At 69.8% G+C, this 17,413-nt stretch carries 12 protein-coding genes and 1 riboswitch; of the genes, 6 read left to right on the forward strand and 6 right to left on the reverse strand.

The features are described 5' to 3' along the window. The first annotated feature begins 350 nt into the window (after window positions 1-350). On the forward strand, window positions 351-5,123 hold the full coding sequence (locus tag Acy02nite_RS08820) for an ExeM/NucH family extracellular endonuclease (protein WP_239174483.1): 4,773 nt from the start codon (window positions 351-353) through the stop codon (window positions 5,121-5,123). Window positions 5,124-5,190: 67 nt separating this feature from the next. Here Acy02nite_RS08820 and Acy02nite_RS08825 read toward each other — a convergent pair whose 3' ends face one another. Further along, window positions 5,191-6,096 (reverse strand): LysR family transcriptional regulator, encoded by a 906-nt coding sequence (locus tag Acy02nite_RS08825; RefSeq protein ID WP_203739352.1) that lies wholly within the window; start codon window positions 6,094-6,096, stop codon window positions 5,191-5,193. Between the two features lie 70 nt (window positions 6,097-6,166). On the opposite strand from Acy02nite_RS08825, the gene Acy02nite_RS08830 reads away from it, so the two are divergent. After that, entirely contained in the window at window positions 6,167-6,544 is a 378-nt protein-coding gene (locus Acy02nite_RS08830; protein ID WP_203739353.1) for a YybH family protein, read from the forward strand. On the opposite strand, the gene Acy02nite_RS08835 is transcribed toward Acy02nite_RS08830, so the two are convergent. After that, window positions 6,516-7,223 carry a LysM peptidoglycan-binding domain-containing protein gene (locus Acy02nite_RS08835; protein ID WP_203739354.1) on the reverse strand — a complete coding sequence of 236 codons (708 nt, stop codon included), beginning with the start codon at window positions 7,221-7,223 and terminating at the stop codon, window positions 6,516-6,518. The genes Acy02nite_RS08830 and Acy02nite_RS08835 overlap by 29 nt on opposite strands. A 1-nt stretch (window position 7,224) precedes the next feature. Next, window positions 7,225-7,398, reverse strand: a riboswitch (cyclic di-AMP (ydaO/yuaA leader). Window positions 7,399-7,751: 353 nt separating this feature from the next. On the opposite strand from Acy02nite_RS08835, the gene Acy02nite_RS08840 reads away from it, so the two are divergent. The 4 genes from Acy02nite_RS08840 to Acy02nite_RS08855 all read left to right on the forward strand — a co-directional run bounded on the left by Acy02nite_RS08840 (window position 7,752) and on the right by Acy02nite_RS08855 (window position 11,607). Next, window positions 7,752-8,990 (forward strand): saccharopine dehydrogenase family protein, encoded by a 1,239-nt coding sequence (locus tag Acy02nite_RS08840; RefSeq protein ID WP_203739355.1) that lies wholly within the window; start codon window positions 7,752-7,754, stop codon window positions 8,988-8,990. Window positions 8,991-9,284: 294 nt separating this feature from the next. After that, window positions 9,285-9,893: a GNAT family N-acetyltransferase gene (locus Acy02nite_RS08845; RefSeq protein WP_203739356.1), complete on the forward strand. Its 609-nt coding sequence runs from the start codon at window positions 9,285-9,287 to the stop codon at window positions 9,891-9,893. A gap of 20 nt (window positions 9,894-9,913) precedes the next feature. Next, on the forward strand, window positions 9,914-11,011 hold the full coding sequence (locus tag Acy02nite_RS08850) for a DNA glycosylase AlkZ-like family protein (RefSeq protein WP_239174486.1): 1,098 nt from the start codon (window positions 9,914-9,916) through the stop codon (window positions 11,009-11,011). After that, window positions 11,008-11,607 carry a hypothetical protein gene (locus tag Acy02nite_RS08855; RefSeq protein ID WP_203739357.1) on the forward strand — a complete coding sequence of 200 codons (600 nt, stop codon included), beginning with the start codon at window positions 11,008-11,010 and terminating at the stop codon, window positions 11,605-11,607. The genes Acy02nite_RS08850 and Acy02nite_RS08855 overlap by 4 nt, the downstream gene beginning before the upstream one ends. A 339-nt stretch (window positions 11,608-11,946) precedes the next feature. Here Acy02nite_RS08855 and Acy02nite_RS08860 read toward each other — a convergent pair whose 3' ends face one another. From Acy02nite_RS08860 to Acy02nite_RS08875, 4 genes are all read right to left on the reverse strand, one after another. Further along, a complete protein-coding gene (locus Acy02nite_RS08860) occupies window positions 11,947-12,222 on the reverse strand; it encodes a DUF3040 domain-containing protein (protein ID WP_203739358.1) in 276 nt (91 codons plus the stop codon). 425 nt (window positions 12,223-12,647) lie between these two features. After that, window positions 12,648-13,877, reverse strand: coding sequence for a bifunctional glycosyltransferase family 2/GtrA family protein (locus Acy02nite_RS08865; protein ID WP_203739359.1), 1,230 nt, complete (start codon window positions 13,875-13,877; stop codon window positions 12,648-12,650). Between the two features lie 175 nt (window positions 13,878-14,052). After that, the gene (locus tag Acy02nite_RS08870; protein WP_203739360.1) at window positions 14,053-16,185 is read right to left on the reverse strand and encodes an ArnT family glycosyltransferase; all 2,133 of its coding nucleotides are present in this window, start codon (window positions 16,183-16,185) and stop codon (window positions 14,053-14,055) included. 131 nt (window positions 16,186-16,316) lie between these two features. Next, window positions 16,317-17,381, reverse strand: a complete 1,065-nt coding sequence (locus Acy02nite_RS08875) for a 3-deoxy-7-phosphoheptulonate synthase (RefSeq protein WP_203739361.1) — start codon at window positions 17,379-17,381, stop codon at window positions 16,317-16,319. Window positions 17,382-17,413: the final 32 nt, after the last annotated feature.

Below are 17,413 nucleotides of genomic sequence, written 5' to 3' on the forward strand. Positions count from 1 at the left end.
GGATGCTCCTTGCGCGGTGAGGCGGGGTCGACTCCCGTGATCGGCCGTCTGCGGCGCGCCCTGAGAACCAGGGCAAAAGCCCTACGTTGTGTCGTGTGCGTTCCGTCGCGACGCCGACGTTTCGTTACGCGTTGTATAGACAGCCGACAGGTAACAATCCGTAGTGATCGCTCGGATGGTGAACTGTGACCCTGATCGGAGGTTGATAAGGGTGGATTAGACCCTGTCCTTTGTGGGTCACACCCCTTTCTGTTACCTGAACGAGAAGAGATTGTCACCGGGCCTACCTACGCTCCGGCGCACTCACTTCCCTAGGGGGACCTGTTTCCATGCGTCCATATCTACGCAGCGTGAGCGCCGCTGCGAGCCCTCAGGCTCTCCGGGCCTTGGGCGCGGCGGCACTCGCGACCGCGCTGGGATTGGGCTTCTCCGTGCCGGCGTTCGCGGCCGAGGCCCAGATCCCCTTCATCTCCGAGATCCACTACGACAACGCCGGCACCGACAGCGGCGAGGCGATCGAGGTCCAGGCTCCCGACGGGGTCGACCTGGCCGGCTGGAAGGTCGTCCTCTACAACGGCAATGGTGGCGCCTCCTACGGCACCATCGACCTCTCCGGGACCGGCGTCGTCAGCAAGGCCTACACCAACATCCAGAACGGCAACCCGGACGGTCTCGCCCTGGTCGGCCCGGACGGCAAGGTCGTCGAGTTCCTGAGCTACGGCGGCACCTTCCCGGCCACCAACGGTCCCGCCGCGGGGCAGACCAGTGTCGACATCGGTGTTGCCGAGTCCACCACCACGCCGGCCGGGCAGTCGCTGCAGAAGATCGACGGCAAGTGGACCGGCCCGGCCACCAGCTCGTTCGGCACTCTCAACGGCGGCGTCGTCACCGAGCCGGAGGAGCCGGGCACCGGCTGCGACACCGCGGTCACCAACACCATCGCCGAGGTGCAGGGCACCGGCGCGGTGTCCCCGCTGTCCGGCAAGAAGGTCACCGTCGAGGGCGTCGTCACCGCGGACCACCGCACCGGCGGCTTCAACGGCTTCTACATCCAGACGGCCGGCGAGAGCCACACCGCTGCCGAGGGCGTCGCGTCCGACGCGGTCTTCGTCTTCGGCGCCGCGGCCGTCCTTCCGGACGTCAAGATCGGTGACCGGGTCCGGGTGACCGGCACGGTCTCCGAGTTCAACACGCTCACCGAGATCACCCTGGGAACCAAGGCCGACACCCAGGTCTGCGCGCACGACGCGACCGTCCCGGTCGCCTCCCCGCTGGCCCTGCCGGGCAGCGACGCGCTCCGCGAGTCCGTCGAGGGCATGCTGGTCTCCCCGGCCGGCACCTACACCGTTTCCGACCCGTACTACCTGACCCAGTACGGCGAGGTCGTGCTGGCCGCCGGTGACAAGGTCGCCAAGGTTCCGACCGATGTCGCCAAGCCCGGCAGCGACGAGGCCGCGGCGGTCAAGGCGGCGAACCGGGCGGGCCGCATCCTGCTCGACGACGCCAAGACCACCACGCTCTCCTCGGCCGGCCTCGCACCGCCGTACCTGACCAAGGACCAGCCGATCCGGGCCGGCGACAAGGTCGCCTCCTTCGGCCCGCTCGTGCTCGACTACTCGTACGGTGACTGGCTGCTCGAGCCGACGACCCCGGTCAGCGGTGACACCCCGGCCGCGAACCGGACCACCTTCAGTTCGGCCAACCCGCGTACCGCCGCCCCGGCGGCCGTCGGTGGCGACATCAAGGTGGCCAGCTTCAACGTCCTGAACTACTTCGTCCACTTCGGTGGCGAGGCCCGGGGCGCCAAGGACGCGGCCGCGCTGGCCAAGCAGCAGGCGAAGATCGTCTCCGCGATCACCTCGCTGGACGCCGACGTCGTCGCGCTGATGGAGATCGAGAACTCGGTCCGCTTCGAGGCGAACGATCCGCAACTGGCACTGAAGACCCTGGTCGGCGCGCTGAACGCGAAGGACGGCGCGGGCACCTGGGACTACGTCAAGTCGCCGGCCGAGCTGCCGGCCGCGACCGCGCAGGACTTCATCACCACCGCGATCATCTTCAAGCCTGCGAAGGTCACGCCGAAGGGCGCGTCCCGCTCGCTCAGCGACGAGACCGTGTGGTCGAACGCGCGCGAGCCGATCGCGCAGACCTTCACAGCGGGCACCATCGACTTCACCGTGGTGGCCAACCACCTCAAGTCGAAGAGCGCCTCGGTCGCCCCGACCGGCGACAACGTGGACAGCGGCGACGGGCAGGGCCCGTACAACGGTGACCGCAAGCGCCAGGCCGCGTCGCTGGCCGAGTTCGTCAAGGGTGTGGAGAAGGACAGCGGCACCGACAAGGTGATCCTGCTGGGTGACTTCAACTCCTACACCCAGGAGGACCCGATGCGGGTCCTCTACGACGCCGGCTACACCGACGTGCACACCACCAAGGCGCCGGGCAAGAACTCGTACGTCTTCGGTGGCGAGTCCGGCTCGCTGGACCACGCGCTGACCACGCCGTCGCTGACCAGCCGGGTCACCGGCGTCGACATCTGGAACATCAACTCGGTCGAGTCGTACGCGTTCCAGTACGACGGCTGGGCGCCGTTCTACAACGCCGACCCGTACCGGGCCAGTGACCACGACCCGGTGGTGATCGGCCTGGACACCGGCGCGCCGAAGCCGGTGAACCTGCAGCTGCTCAACATCAACGACTTCCACGGTCGCATCGAGGCCCCGACCGCCGGCACCGGTGGCGCGGCCCAGCTCGTCGGCCTGGTCGACAAGCTGCGTGCGGAGAACCCGAACACGATCTGGACGTCGGCCGGCGACAACATCGGCGCGTCCACGTTCGTCTCCTCGATCGACGACGACAACCCGACGATCGACGCGCTGAACGCGGGTGGCCTGGCCGTCTCCGCGGTCGGCAACCACGAGTTCGACAAGGGCATCACCGACCTGACCGGGCACGTGCAGGGCCGGGCCAAGTTCCCGTTCCTGGGCGCGAACGTCTACACCGCGGACGGCAAGCGGGCCCTTCCGGCGTACGACATCGAGACCGTCGGCGGCGTCAAGGTCGGCTACGTCGGTGTCGTCACCGAGCAGACCAAGTCCCTGGTCAGCCCGGCCGGCATCGAGGGCATCGAGTTCCACGACCCGGTCGCCGAGGCCAACAAGGTCGCGGCCGAGCTGTCCGACGGTGACGCGGCCAACGGTGAGGCGGACGTTGTGGTCGTGCTCGCCCACGAGGGCGCGGCGACCGAGAACATCAACTCGGCCGAGGCCCTGCAGAACGACCCGGTCTTCGGGGCGTTCACCAAGCTCAGCGCGGACGTGGACGCGATCTTCAGCGGTCACACCCACCAGCCGTACGCGTTCGAGATCGCGATTCCCGGCACCGACAAGAAGCGCCCGGTCATCCAGGCGGAGGACTACGGCGTCAAGCTGGGCCGCGCGAACCTCACCTACGACCCGGCGACCAAGACCGTGACCAGCTCGACCGCCGAGCTGATCGATGTCAAGGGCTACCCGGAGAACGCGGCCGTCGCGACGATCGTCGCCAACGCCAAGACCAACTCCGCGGAGCTGGGCAAGCGCGAACTGGGCAAGATCACCGTCGACATCAAGCGGGCCTACTCGGCGACGAACGCCGAGGACCGTGGCGCCGAGTCGGTGATGGGCAACTTCATCGCCGACGTGCAGCTCGACCAGACGAAGGACGCCGGCCGTGGTGGCGCGCAGATCGCCTTCATGAACCCGGGCGGCCTGCGCAACGACCTGCTCAAGGGCGACGACGGGGTGATCACGTACTCCGAGGCGTACGCGGTCCAGCCGTTCTCGAACGACATGGTCACCAAGACCCTGTCCGGCGCCGAGATCAAGCAGGCGCTCGAGGAGCAGTGGCAGCCGGCCACCGCGTCCCGCCCGATCCTGCACCTGGGCGTGTCGAAGGGCCTGACCTACGAGTACGACCCGGCCGCGGCGCGTGGCTCGCACATCATCGCGTCGACCCTGAAGCTGAACGGGGTCACGCTCGACCCGGCCGGCTCCTACCGGGTGTCGATGAACTCGTTCCTCGCCTCGGGCGGCGACAACTTCGCCTCCCTCGGCCTGCACAACGAGACCAAGACCACCACCGGTGACAACGACCTCACCATGCTGGTCAACTACTTCGCCAAGTACACGCCGATCACCGCGGACACCACGTTCCGCAGCAAGGTGTACGTGCCGGCCCCGTCCGACACCACCGCGCCGTCCGGGTCGTACTCGGTGAACGCGAGCAGCGTCTGGACCGGTCAGACGGTCACGCTGACCCAGAAGAGCCTCTCCGACGACGTCAGCGGCGCCGCGGACATCGCGCAGGTGGTCAACTGGGGCGACGGCAGCGTGGAGACGCTGGCGGCGGGCGCGACGACGGCGACCCACAAGTACACGAAGGCCGGCACGTTCCCGGTCAGCGTGACGGTCACCGACAAGGCCGGCAACGCGGCTCCGGCGATCACCGCCGGCACCGTGACCGCCGCCGTGCAGTCCGGCCGGTACAGCCTGGACCGTGGTTCGATCTACGCCACCCAGGCGGTCACGCTGCGGGTCAGCGGCGTGAACGGCACCTCGGTGAAGATCGCGTGGGGCGACGGTTACCTCACCACCGCCTCGGTGAACACGCCGGTGGCGCACACCTACAAGAAGGCCGGAACGTTCTCGGTCAAGGTCACCCCGGTGAACGGCCTCGGCGCCGGCACCACGGTGACCGCCGGCACGGTCAAGGTCGTCAAGGACGTCTGGGCGCCCAAGGTCACCCTGAAGGTGCCGGGCAACCCCAACCGGGCGTCCTCGTGGGCGAAGGTCACCGGCTCGGTCAGCGACACCGGGCTCGGCGTCCGCTCGGTCCGGGTCAAGCTGACCGAGCAGCGCGGCAGCCACTGGTACTACTACAGCCACGGCAAGTGGATCAAGGCGTCCTCGCGGACGTCGGCACTGGCCAAGGCCGAAGCGGTGAACGCGTTGTTCAGCGGGAGCACGTGGAGCGTCCGGGCCACCGGCGTCAAGACGGGCATCCTGCGGATCACTTACTGGGGCGTGGACAAGGCCGGTAACACCTCGGCCGCCAAGGTCTACTTCCGGACGATCACGCGGTAACACCACCTGAGCCGGGAGGCCCTCGTCGCGATTGCGCGGCGGGGGCCTTTCCGCTGTTCCGGGCGTTTCACGGCCGTACCGCAACCGGCTCTTGACCTGGGGTGAACGCTGCTCGGCAGTGCTCGAGGAAAGCGGCGAGCGCCGGGCTGGTCCGCTCCTGCCAGACCAGCGCCAGCAGGGCCGGAATCGTGATCCCGTCGATCGGGACGGCGACCAGATCGGGATGCGCCGCCGCCATCGACGCGCTCAGCACGGCGACGCCCAGACCGCGTCGTGCCAGGCCGGCGACAGCGTCCGGCGAGGTGGCGACGAGCGCGACCTCCGGCCGCGTCCCGAGAACCGCCGTCCCGGCCTGGTCGAGCACGTCACGGATGCCGGTGCCGCGCGGAAGACAGATCATCCGGTACGGCATGAGCTGCGCGATCGTGGTCCGGTCGCGGCCCGCGAGCTCGCTGCCGGCCGGGGTCAGCGCCACCAGCGGCTCACTGACGATGACCTGCGACGCGAGATGTTCCGGCGGCTCACCGGCGAGCCCCGCCAGCGCCACGTCGATCGCGCCCGTGCGGACGCCCAGGACGAGATGGTCCGAATTCGCCTCGGTCAGCTCCAGATCGATGCCCGGATGGGCCTCGTGGAACGCGGCGAGCGCGTCGAAGAGCGGCGTGATCTCGCAGCCGATCACCATGCCGATCGTCAGCCGTCCCCGGATCAGGCCCTTGACGTCGTCGATCGCATCCCGCAGATCCAGCGTCGAGTCGAGCGCGGCGCGGGCATGGCGCAGCGCGACCGAACCGGCCTCGGTCAGCCGGGCGGTGCGCCCGCTGCGCACGAAGAGCTCTGCGCCGAGTTCGTGCTCCAGCGCTTTGACCTGGGCACTCACCCCGGATTGCGTGATGTGCACCCGCTCGGCGGCGCGGGTGAAGCTGCCGGTCTCGGCGACCGCGATGAAGTACTCCAGCTGCCGCAGATCCATGAGTGAGAATTGTAGGTGCCAGAAGAACTATCTGTTGGACTTGTGGATGGTGCTGGAGGAGGGTGGTCTCATGAGCGAACGAGAGAAGGCTCTACAGCCCGAAGATCTGACCCGGCTCTTCGTGGAGCGTGCGAATGCGAAGGACGCCGAAGGGCTCGCCCTGCTGTATGAGGAGGATGCCGTGATGGCCTACCCGCCCGGCAGTCAGACGGTCGGCCGGGCGGCGATCCAGAAGCTCTGGGCTGACCTGCTGCCGAAGATGCCGCGGTTCGAGCCCGAGCCGCCGCTTCCCACGCTGATCAGCGGCGACCTGGCCCTCACCTCGACACCGCCGAAGGACGGCGCCGGGGCGAGGGCGCAGGTGGTCCGCCGGCAGCCCGACGGCACGTGGCTGCGGGTGCTGGACCAGCCGGAGTTCTCTAGAGCGCCAGCCGCTGACCGACCCTGAGGTGGTTCGGGCTGCTCAGGCGGCTCGCGTTGGTGCGGTAAAGCGCCTTCCAGCCGCCCCTGACGTGGTAACGGCGCGCGATGCCGGACAGGGTGTCGCCCCGCTTCACGGTGTAGGAGTGGGCCGACCTCAGCGGTGTGCTGTAGGAGGCGAGGCGGTAGGGACTGACCCGCGTGGTGGTGCGTGCCCGGACGAGCCCGCGACGACCGCACGTGGGCCAGGCACGGATGCCCTGCGTGCGCAGGACTCGCTCCGCCACCGCGATCTGCTCGCTCTTGGAGGCGAGGTTGGCGGTGGAGCCGTACCGTCCGCCGCCGTGCGCCCGCCACGTCGAGCGGCTGAACTGCAGGCCGCCGTAGTAGCCGTTGCCGGTGTTGATCCGCCAGTTGCCGCCGGATTCGCAGCGGGCCACGGCGTCCCAGTTGACGTCCGGGGCGGCGCTGGCCGGGGCGGCCTCGACGGCCAGCAGGCCTACCGCGCCGGTCAGGCCCGCGATCGTGATGCCGAGAGCGCGTTGCAGGCGGTGGCTCTTCCGAGCGCGGTGCCGGGGCGCCGAGTGTGCTGTGGATGCGGGTGCTGTGGAAAGGGCGCGCCCGGCGTGAGCCGATTCGGGGACGGCGCGCGAGGACTGGGCTCGCCGGGACAGGACACGACGAACCCGCTTGTTCAGGTGAAGCATGAAGTTTGCCCTCCACGCCTGCGAGGTGAGCTGTCGGGTTCGGGCCGAGGAGCCCGGCTGCTTGCGCAGCTTCACCCCGAGGTGCGCCCGGAATCGAGCGCGCCGAGGAACTTGTGGGTCCCCCGCTCCGTGCCTGTGGGTTGTTGACCGTGACCAGCAGGCAGGACTCGGCGTTCCGGCCACGGTGTCCGCACGCGCGGACTGCTGACGGTAGTCACCACCTCACCGGACTGACCATGTCCGTAGCGCGGCTGGCGACTTGGTTTCACCAAATTAACCGCTTTGATCTTCCTTTGTGTGGATAACTGCACGAAGTTTCCGGTCGTGGCGCGACTTGCCACCCGAGTGGTCGCACGGACGGGGGAAAGCCGGTTCCCGCAGGCTTAGCAGGCTTGTGGCTGGGTAAAAAGGGCCCGTTCATTCGAGTTTCGGGTGCGTTCTCAAGCGACTCCGGCACTGCGTAAGGGATTCCAGCCGTTGTTACCGGTGAGTTTCTTTCCGGGCGTCCGGGGTGCACAATCTCCCACCATGAGCGATCGTTCACGCGACTTCGAGGTGATCGTCTACGGTGCGACCGGCTTCGTCGGCGTGCTGGTGGCGGAATATCTTGCCGGGCACGCGCCGGCCGGGACCCGCATCGCGCTGGCCGGGCGCTCACCGGAGAGACTCGAGGCGGTCAAGGCCCGGCTCGGCGTCGACTGGCCGATCCTGGTCGCCGACGCGACCGACACGGACGCGCTGACCAGCCTGGCCGGGCTCACCCGCGTGGTGATCACCACGGTGGGGCCGTATGCGAAGTACGGCAAGGTTCTCGTGCACGCCTGCGCCGCCGCCGGCACCGACTACGTGGACCTGACCGGGGAAGTGCTGTTCGCCCGGGACAGCATCGACGAGAACCATGAGCTCGCTCGCAGCACCGGTGCGCGGATCGTCCACTCCTGCGGCTTCGACTCCATTCCGTCCGATCTCGGCGTGCACGTCCTCCACCAACTCGTCGCCTCGGACGGCGCCGGCGAGTTGCTCGACACCACGCTGGTCGTGACCAGCATGCGCGGCGGGATCAGCGGCGGCACGATCGACTCGATGCGCAACCAGGTCGACGTGCTGAAGAAGGAGCCGTCGCTGCGCAAGGTCGCCGGAAGTCCGTACTCGCTGAGCCCGGACCGTCACGCCGAGCCGAAACTCGGCCGGCAGAGCGACCTCGACACCATTCCCGGCTCCGAGGTGGACCCGCGCCTGACGGGGCGGCTCGCGCCGTTCGTGATGGCGTCCTACAACACCCGGGTGGTGCGGCGCAGCAACGCGCTGCGGTCCTGGGCGTACGGCCGGAACTTCCGATACCGCGAGGCGATGAGCGTCGGCGCCTCGCCGCTGTCGCCGATCATCGCGCTCGGCACCAAACTCGGGCTCGGCGCGCTGATCGCCGGGCTGGCGGTGCCACCCACCCGGTTCCTGCTCGACCGCATCCTGCCGAAACCTGGCGACGGGCCGAGCGAGAAAGCCCAGCAGAGCGGGCATTTCACCATGGACATCTTCACGACGACGACGTCCGGGGCCCGGTACACGGCCCGGGTGCGCGCCAAGGGCGACCCCGGTTACGCCGCCACGGCGGTGATGCTGGGCGAGTCCGCCCTGGCCCTCGCGCTGGACCGGGCGTCACTTCCGGAGGTCGACGGTGGTGTGCTGACTCCCGCTACCGGGATCGGAGATGCCCTGGTCACGCGGCTGCGGGCGGCCGGGTTCGAGATCTCCGCGCGTAAGCTCTGACGGCCGCCGCCCGGTCATCGCGAGCGGTCAGGACGGTCCACTGCGGATCGGTAGTCCCGCGCGGTGGCCGGTCTCGCGGCCGGGGCAGAGGTGGTCGGCGGGCGGTTTGACGGCGTACTGGAAAGATCGGACATGAGGCACATGCTGCCTTGAGTGACAAGGTGGGGTGAAGGGTGCCCGAAGGGCGCCTCGACCGCGATCGGCAATCCGACGGTTGGACGGTCCGGAATCAACGGCCGCGAGCTGCAGATCGCCACTAGCCGCATACGGGTCTTTCCGGGCAGGATTCGAAAGGTGACCGCCAACCCGCTGCCGCATCCGCTGAGTCTGGCGGGCAATGGCGTCGTGCTGCGGGAATGGACACCCGACGATCTGGAAGATCTGGTCGCGATTCTGGACGAGCCGGACATCGCGCGGTGGACCCCGATGCCGTCGCCGTTCGACGTCGAGGCCGGGCTCGCCTATCTGAAACGCGCCCGGCAGGGGCGGCTGACCGGTCGCCGGATCCAGCTCGCGATCACCGCGGACGGTGGCGTGCCGCTGGGGGAGGTGCTGCTGTTCGGGGTCGATCCGGGGCTGCGGGAGGCCGAGCTCGGCTATCTGGTGGGCGCGCAGTATCGGCGTCGCGGGCTCGCGGTCGCGGCGTTGTCGCTGCTCACCGAGTATGCCTGCGGCACGCTGCGGTTGAGCCGGCTGCTGCTGCGGATCGATCCGGGCAACACGGCGAGCACCGCGGTGGCGCGCCGCTGCGGCTACCGGTTGACCGGGGAGCCGCCGATCCCGCAGGAGGGCCCCTACGGTCCCACGAGCCTGGACACCTGGGAGTACGTCGAGGGCCTCCCCGGCGCACGACGCGAACGCCTGAGAAATGTCGCATCCCGGCGGTACGGTCGTCGCACCTGAACGACCGGGAGGGGTGCCGAGTGATCAACGTGGATCGTGCGCAGGTGATGGCGTTCCGGCTGACCGCGCTGGGCCTCACCGAGCGTGCCTCCGCGCGCCCCGCTGACCTGCCGGTGCTCGAGCTGGGCCTTCAGGAGTACACACCCGGCTCGACCCACGTCGCGCTCGCCGCGCGGACGAGCGCGCCGTTGGAGGACGAGCGGCTGGTGACCGTGTGGGCGGCCCGCGGAGCGCCGCACCTGCATCGGCGGGCCGACGCCGAGACGCTGACCGCGCAGCTCTGGCCGGTCAGTGACACCGACGCGAGCGCCAGGATCAAAAGCGGTCAAACTCCCGATGTCGTACGGCTCGGGGTCGCGGCCCTGCGAGCAACGGCCGAGGCCCTCCGCGAGGTGGTGCGGGAGCCGATGCCCCGCGGGGAGGCGAGCGCCGGGGTCAGCGCGCGAGTGCCGCCGGAGTTGACGTTCGAGTGTAAGCCCTGCCGGGCGCGGCACATCGGCGGGAACATCTGGCAGCACTCCGGGCTCGCCGGTGGCGTCCAGGTGCTGTCCCGCGGGCATGACGCGATGCTGGGCCCGCTGCCCGATTTCACCGCTCCGATCCCGCTGGCGAACCGTGGCATCGCCGAGCTGATCGGGGCCTATCTGCGGTTTCTCGGGCCGGCCGGTCCCGCGGAGGTCGCCAGATATCTGCAGAGCACCACCGCGGAGATGCGCGCGGTGTGGCCGGACGGCCTGGCCGAGGTTCGCGTCGACGGGCGCAGGGCCTGGCTGCCGGAGGCGAGCGTGAGCGCGCTGGAGTCGGCCGCCACGCCGGCCGGGGCGCGGCTGCTCCCGGCCATGGATCCGCTGCTCCAGGCCCGTGACCGCGATCTGCTGGTGCCCGATCGCGAGCGGCACAAAGAGCTGTGGCGGGCGCTGGGCAACCCCGGGGTGGTGCTGCTCGACGGGGAGATCGTCGGGGTGTGGCGGCCGCGGATGGCGGGGCGGAAGCGGGTGGACCTCACCGTGACCACGTTCGTGCCGCTCACGACCGGTCAGCGGGCGCTGGTCGAGGCGGAGGCGCAGGAGGTGGCACGGGCGCGCGGGGTTCCGGCGGCGACTACCGTGTTCGAGTGAGCACGATCGGGTTTCTGCACACCGCCGACGTGCACGTGGCGACGTTCCGGGCGCTGGTCGCGGAGCTGGCGCCGGGGTGGCGGGACGAGCACGTGGTCGACGCCGGCCTGCTCGCCGACGCCCGGGCCGGAATCCCCGTCGAGGAGCGGGTGCGGGCGCGGCTCGCGGAACTGTCCGGGGCCGACGTGATCGTGTGCACCTGCTCGACGATCGGCCCGGAGGCGGAACGGGCCGGGGCCGTGCGCGCCGACCGGCCGATGGCGCGGGCGGCGGTGGCTGCCGGCGGGCGGATCGCGGTGGCCTATGCGGTCCGGTCCACGCTGGAGCCGACAACCGCGCTGCTGCGGGACGAGGACCCGTCCGCCGATCTGGTGTTCGTGCCGTGCCTGGACGCCTGGCCGTTCTTCGAGGCGGGTGACCTCGGGCGGTATCACGCGGTGATCGCCTCCCGGCTGCGGGACGTGCCGGCCGACGTGATCGTCCTGGCCCAGCCGAGCATGGCTCCCGTGGCCGCCCTGCTTCCGACCCGTCCGATCCTGTCGAGTCCTCGGACAGCAGTCCTCGCCGCCACCAGCACCGACCGTCCCCGCTCCTGACCCACCGTCCGCACCCGCGCGGTGCTGGCCGGCTGTGTGCGGGGGTTCGCGTGGGTTGGGCGTGTTGTGCGGCGCGGTGTTGCGGGCTGGTCCTCATGGGCGTTATTCGTGCCTCATAACGCCCATGAGGACCAGCCGGGACCGGGAGCCGCGTCGGAAGCGGGTGTGGCAGCCGGCTGGCGTTGACGGTCGTGATCGGTCGTGCCGCAACCATGCGGGAACCAGCCGGCGGTGCGCGTGGGGCGTCGACCTGGGTGGGTGTGCGCGTCCGACGCCGGGTGGGGTGGATGTGGTCGAGCCCGCGCCGTGCCGGGCGCGGGCTCGATGGAGGAAAGCTTTCTACCGGCTGCGGAACCTGCGGAGGCGGTAGCCGGCGGCGATCGCGGTGACGACGCTCCAGACGGCGACGACGACGGCGGCGATCCACCAGCCGGCCGCGGCGACGAGGATCGCGGCGACGGCTGTTGCGGCGGCGAGGAAGAAGAGGGCTAACGGGGGACGGGGTGTCGGAACACTGAAGTTGCCGCCGCCCATCCGCGCGCAGAAGTCGGGGTCGTCGCGCCGGAGCTGACGCTCCAGCTGTGCCAGCCGTCGGCTGTCCTCTTTACTGAGCATGTTTTGCTACCTTCCGGTCGCCGCGCCGGTGAAGCAAGGATCGAGAGTCGGCTATCCCGATCAAAGCCCATTGTTACCTCTGAGTTGCTTCCGTGATACGTCTGCGTGTGCCGAATTTTCCGCCCGAACCACCCGTGGACCCGGTCGGCGCGCCGGGTGGGTGAGATGACCGGAAAGGTTTTCGGTAACCGGTACAACGGCTTTGCCGTGTTTCGATGAGGGTGCGAACCGTCCGGGAACGATCTCGCATTTCGGGCCTTGCGGCCAGATGGCGATAGAAGCGACTCCTCAATGGGCTGCGAAAACGCGGCGCCCGGGATAGTGGGCGCCGCGTCGGCGGTGGTGCGGGATCGGAGCGGATCAGGGCTGGTCCACGTGTGCTCCGACAGGCATGGCGGTGGGGTGCCGCGGCCCGGTCGGCGGGGTCAGGCGCGGCCCCGGGAGCCACGGAAGACCCAGACCCGCATCAGCAGGAAACGGACCGCCGTCGCGATCAGATTGGCCACGATCAGGACCGTCAACTCGACGAACCGGGACGGCTGGGTGGACGCCGCGTCCAGCAGCGCCAGCGAGCCGCTCGTCAGTGCCAGGCCGATCGCGAACACCACGAGGCCCTGCGCCTGGTGACGCAGCGCGCCGTCCTTGCCGCTGACCCCGAACGTCAGGCGCCGGTTCGCCGCGGTGTTGGCGACCGCCGTGACTCCGAGCGCGATCAGGTTCGCCGCCTGCGGGCCGACGCCGACCCGCAGCAGCGCGTAGAGGACCAGGTACGCCAGTGTGCTCGCCACCCCGACGCCGGCGAAGCGGATCAGCTGGCCGGTGAGGCCGCTCGGCACGCCGTCGACCGGCAACGGGTTGCGCCCGAGCTGCTCGCGCAGCGCCCCCAGCGGTAACTTCCCGGTGCTCAGCGCGCGGGTGATCCGGACGATGCCCTTCAGGTCGGCGATCGCCGTCGCGACGATGTCCACCCGGCTGTCCGGGTCGTCGACCCAGTCCACCGGCACCTCGTGGATGCGCAGGCCGGCCCGCTCGGCGAGCACCAGCATCTCGGTGTCGAAGAACCAGCCGGTGTCCTCCACCATCGGCAGGAGCCGGCGGGCCACCTCGGACCGGATCGCCTTGAACCCGCATTGCGCGTCGGAGAAACGGGCGGCCATCGTCGTACGCAGGATGAGGTTGTAACTGCGGGAGATGAACTCGCGCTTGGCGCCCCGGACGACGCGTGATCCGCGCGCCAGCCGGGAACCGATCGCGAGATCGGAATGGCCCGAGATCAGCGGTGCGACGAGCGGCAGCAGGGCGCCGAGATCGGTGGACAGATCGACGTCCATGTAGGCGAGAACGGCCGCGTCGGAGTGCGTCCAGACGTGGTTCAGGGCACGACCGCGGCCCTTCTGCGTCAGGTGGACCGCCTCGACCTCGGGAAACTCCGCCTTCAGGCGCTGCGCGACGGCGGCGGTGCCGTCGATGCTCGCATTGTCCGCGATGGTGATCCGGAATCGGTACGGGAAATAGGCCGCGAGGTATTCGTGCAATCTGCGGATGCACGGCTCGAGATCGGTCTCCTCGTTGTAGACCGGCACGACGACGTCGAGGACCGGTGCGGTGACGCGGGCCGAACCGGCGTCCTGCGAAGGCAGCGTCGAAAGGCTCATGGGATCAATTTCCGTCCCGCGTCTTTGCGCGTTGTATAAGAAAGCTGTGGGCCAACTGTGAGTTGATGGACGTTTCTGTCCGCTTTGCGGCACGGAGGTTTCCGGCAATTCGGGTACGACATCGGCGGGCGGCCCCGTCGAGGAGCCGCCCGCCGATGTCGGGTGTGGAGGGTGCTCAGCCGGTCGTGCCGGAAGCGCCCGTCGTCAGGTCGTAGACGGTGGTGCTGCCGACCGTTCGTGCCGTGAAGTTCGCCGCCACCCAGGAGGAGATCTGGCTGCTGTCCGAGCTGGCCGAACCGCCACCACCGCCGAAGCCGCTGCCGCCGATGAAGTAGTGGATCTTCCCGGCCGCCACGTACTCCTGGAACTGGGCGAGGATCGGTGACGGGTCGGTGCCGTTGAAGCCGCCGACCGCCATCACCGGCTTCTCGGTGGCGAGCTGGTAACCGGAGGCGGTCTGCGAGCCGATCGCGGCGGCCACCCAGGTGTACCGGTCGGCGTCCTGTTCGAGCAGGGCCTTCATCTCGTCGCTGACGGTCGCGGCGTTGAGCAGGCCGCCCATGCCGCCGCCACCCGTGCCGCGGCCGCCGAAGCCGCCGCCGTCACCCTGCGTACCGCGGCCCTGGTTGTTGCCCTGGGTGTTGCCGCCGGGAAGGCCCCCGCCGCCGGGGAAGCCCCCGCCGGGGAAGCCGCCGCCGTTCTGGCCGTCACCGAACGTGCCGGGGAAGCCGCCACCGCCGCGGTTACCGCCGCGACCGCCTCCGGGGCCACCGAACCCGCCGCCCCGCACCGACGGACCCGCCGACGGGATCGATCCGGTGTGCGCCTCGGAGGCCGTCTGCACCGCGTACGCCGCCGGCCCGGCCAGCGCCGTGACCAGCGCGACCGCCCCCGCCACCAGGGCGATCCGCCGCCCGAGACGGAAGGAGGCGACCACCGCGACCGCCGCCACGATCCCGGCGATCAGGACCGGCAGGCGCAGCCAGGGCAGGAAGTCGGAACTGCGGCCCAGCAGCGTCCACGACCACCAGGCCGTGACCGCGATCGCCGCGCCGAGGGTCAGCGCCGCGACGAGGTTCGACCGGCGACTCCACAGCAGCATGACGCCCATGCCGACCACCGCGCCGACCGCCGGGGCCAGGGCCACCGTGTAGTACGCGTGGAAGATGCCCTGCATGAAGCTGAAGATCAGTCCGGTGATCAGCAGCCACGAGCCCCACACCACGAGACCGGCGCGTTGCAGGTCGGTGCGGGCGCGGCGGGCCGTGATCACCAGGCCGGCCGCCAGCACGATCAGCGCGGCCGGCAGCAGCCAGGAGATCTGACCGCCCTGCGAGCTGTCGAACATGCGCGACCAGCCGGTCTCGCCCCACATCCCGCCGCCCCCGCCGCCACCACCGACGCTGCCGGTCTCCTCACCGTTGAGCCGGCCCAGGCCGTTGTAGCCGAGGGCGAGCTCGAGCAGGCTGTTGTTCTGCGAACCGCCGATGTACGGCCGGGCGGACGCCGGCACCAGCTCGACGATCGCGATGTACCAGCCCGCCGAGACGATCAGAGCGCCCAGCGAGAGCAGCAACTGCCAGACCCGTTCGAGCAGCTTGGGCGGGCCGGCGATCAGGTAGGCCAGCCCGTACGCCGGGACGACCAGCAGCGCCTGCAGCATCTTGGTGAGGAAGCCGAACCCGACGAACACGCCGGCGAGCACGATCCACTTGGTGGAGCCGCTCTCCACGGCGCGCAGCGTGGCGTAGGCGCCGGCCACCATGAGCAGCACCAGCAGCGCGTCCGGGTTGTTGAAGCGGAACATCAGCACGGCCACCGGGGTCAGCGCGGAGACCGTTCCGGCGATCAGGCCGGCTGCCGGGCCGAAGCCGCGGCGCACGGTGGCGTAGAGCAAACCGGTGCTGGCCACGCCGAGCAGCGCCTGCGGGACGAGGATGCTCCACGAGCTGAGGCCGAACAGGCGTACCGAAATCGCCATGATCCACAGCGAGGCCGGGGTCTTGTCGACGGTGATCGCGTTCGCCGCGTCCGACGAGCCGTAGAAGAACGCCTTCCAGCTCTCCGAGCCGGCCTGGACCGCCGCCGAGTAGAACGCGTTCGCCCAACCGGACTCGCCGAGACCCCAGATGTAGAGGACCGCGGTGCCGATGAGCAGGGCGAACACGGAGGGGCGGATCCACGGGGCGTCACCGCGGCCGAGAAGCCAGCGCGCGGCGCCGGTGCGATCCCGGACGGTGCCGGTCTCGCCCTCGACGACCGGTGGGGGTGGTTCTGCTGTTTCGGTGACCGGCGCGTTCAAGGTCATCGGGAGACTCCCAGAGCTGGCGGATTCGTACCCGATGAACTCTTTACAACGGCCCTGTCGCGTCCTTGTGGCTCGCCTGTGCGCTCACTGTGAGTCCCGCCGAGAGCCGACGGGACTCACAGAAGAGCAGTTCAGAGCGTACGGCGCTTGGCCGAGGCCGCCGCGAGCCGGTTCAGCACCGCGACCGTGCCGTCCCAGCCCATGCACGCGTCGGTGACCGACTGCCCGTACGTCATGTCCGGCCCCAGATCCTGACGGCCCGGAACCAGGAAACTCTCCAGCATCACGCCACTGATCGCTGCGTTCCCGGCCTCCATCTGACCGGCGATGTCCTCGGCGACCAGCGGCTGCCGGTTGTGGTCCTTGTTGCTGTTGCCGTGCGAGCAGTCGATCACCAGGCGCTCCGGCAGACCGGCCTTGCGCAGCAGCACCAGCGACGACTCGACGTCCTCCGCGCTGTAGTTCGGCTTGCCGCCACCACCACGCAGGACCAGGTGACAATCCGGGTTGCCGGTGGTGTGCAGGATCGCCGGCGTGCCCGAGTAGTCGATCCCGGGGAAGACGTGCTGCGCCGCGGCGGCGTGGATCGCGTCGACAGCGGTGGAGACACTGCCGTCGGGCCGGTTCTTCATCCCGATCGGCATCGACAGGCCCGACGAGAGCTGGCGGTGCACCTGCGACTCCACCGTCCGGGCGCCGATCGCGCCCCAGGCCACGGTGTCCGCGATGTACTGCGGGGTGATCGGGTCGAGGAACTCGACGGCCACCGGCAGACCACGGCTGACCACCTCGAGCAGCAGCTTGCGGGCGATCCGCAGGCCGGCGCCGACGTCACCGGAGCCGTCCAGGGCCGGGTCCATGATCAGGCCCTTCCAGCCGACCGTGGAGCGCGGCTTCTCGAAGTACACCCGCATCACGATCAGCAGGTCGTCCTTCAGGCGCTCGGCCTCGGCCTTCAACCGGTCGGCGTACTCACCGGCGGCGGCCGGATCGTGCACCGAACACGGCCCGACCACGACCAGCAGGCGTTGATCTCGGCCGTTCAACACGTCTTCGACCTGCTTGCGGCCGGCCAGCACGGTGTCGTGCAACTCCGTGGTCAGTGGCAGCTCGTGGTGCAGGAGAGCCGGGCTCATCAGTGGGACGATCTTGCCGATGCGCTGGTCGCGGACGCGTTGCACCTCGGGGGCGGTCATGGTGATCTCATCTCCTTCGACCGGCCCCTGAC

Origin of the sequence: Actinoplanes cyaneus, from assembly GCF_016862095.1 — a bacterium.
Lineage (GTDB): Bacteria > Actinomycetota > Actinomycetes > Mycobacteriales > Micromonosporaceae > Actinoplanes > Actinoplanes cyaneus.

Coding starts and splice junctions, on each gene's coding strand:
- Acy02nite_RS08875 (WP_203739361.1), bottom strand. CDS start 17,381: ATGACCGCCCCCGAGGTGCAACGCGTCCGCGACCAGCGCATCGGCAAG.
- Acy02nite_RS08860 (WP_203739358.1), bottom strand. CDS start 12,222: ATGCTCAGTAAAGAGGACAGCCGACGGCTGGCACAGCTGGAGCGTCAG.
- Acy02nite_RS08830 (WP_203739353.1), top strand. CDS start 6,167: ATGAGCGAACGAGAGAAGGCTCTACAGCCCGAAGATCTGACCCGGCTC.
- Acy02nite_RS08825 (WP_203739352.1), bottom strand. CDS start 6,096: ATGGATCTGCGGCAGCTGGAGTACTTCATCGCGGTCGCCGAGACCGGC.
- Acy02nite_RS08840 (WP_203739355.1), top strand. CDS start 7,752: ATGAGCGATCGTTCACGCGACTTCGAGGTGATCGTCTACGGTGCGACC.
- Acy02nite_RS08865 (WP_203739359.1), bottom strand. CDS start 13,877: ATGAGCCTTTCGACGCTGCCTTCGCAGGACGCCGGTTCGGCCCGCGTC.
- Acy02nite_RS08835 (WP_203739354.1), bottom strand. CDS start 7,223: ATGCTTCACCTGAACAAGCGGGTTCGTCGTGTCCTGTCCCGGCGAGCC.
- Acy02nite_RS08870 (WP_203739360.1), bottom strand. CDS start 16,185: ATGACCTTGAACGCGCCGGTCACCGAAACAGCAGAACCACCCCCACCG.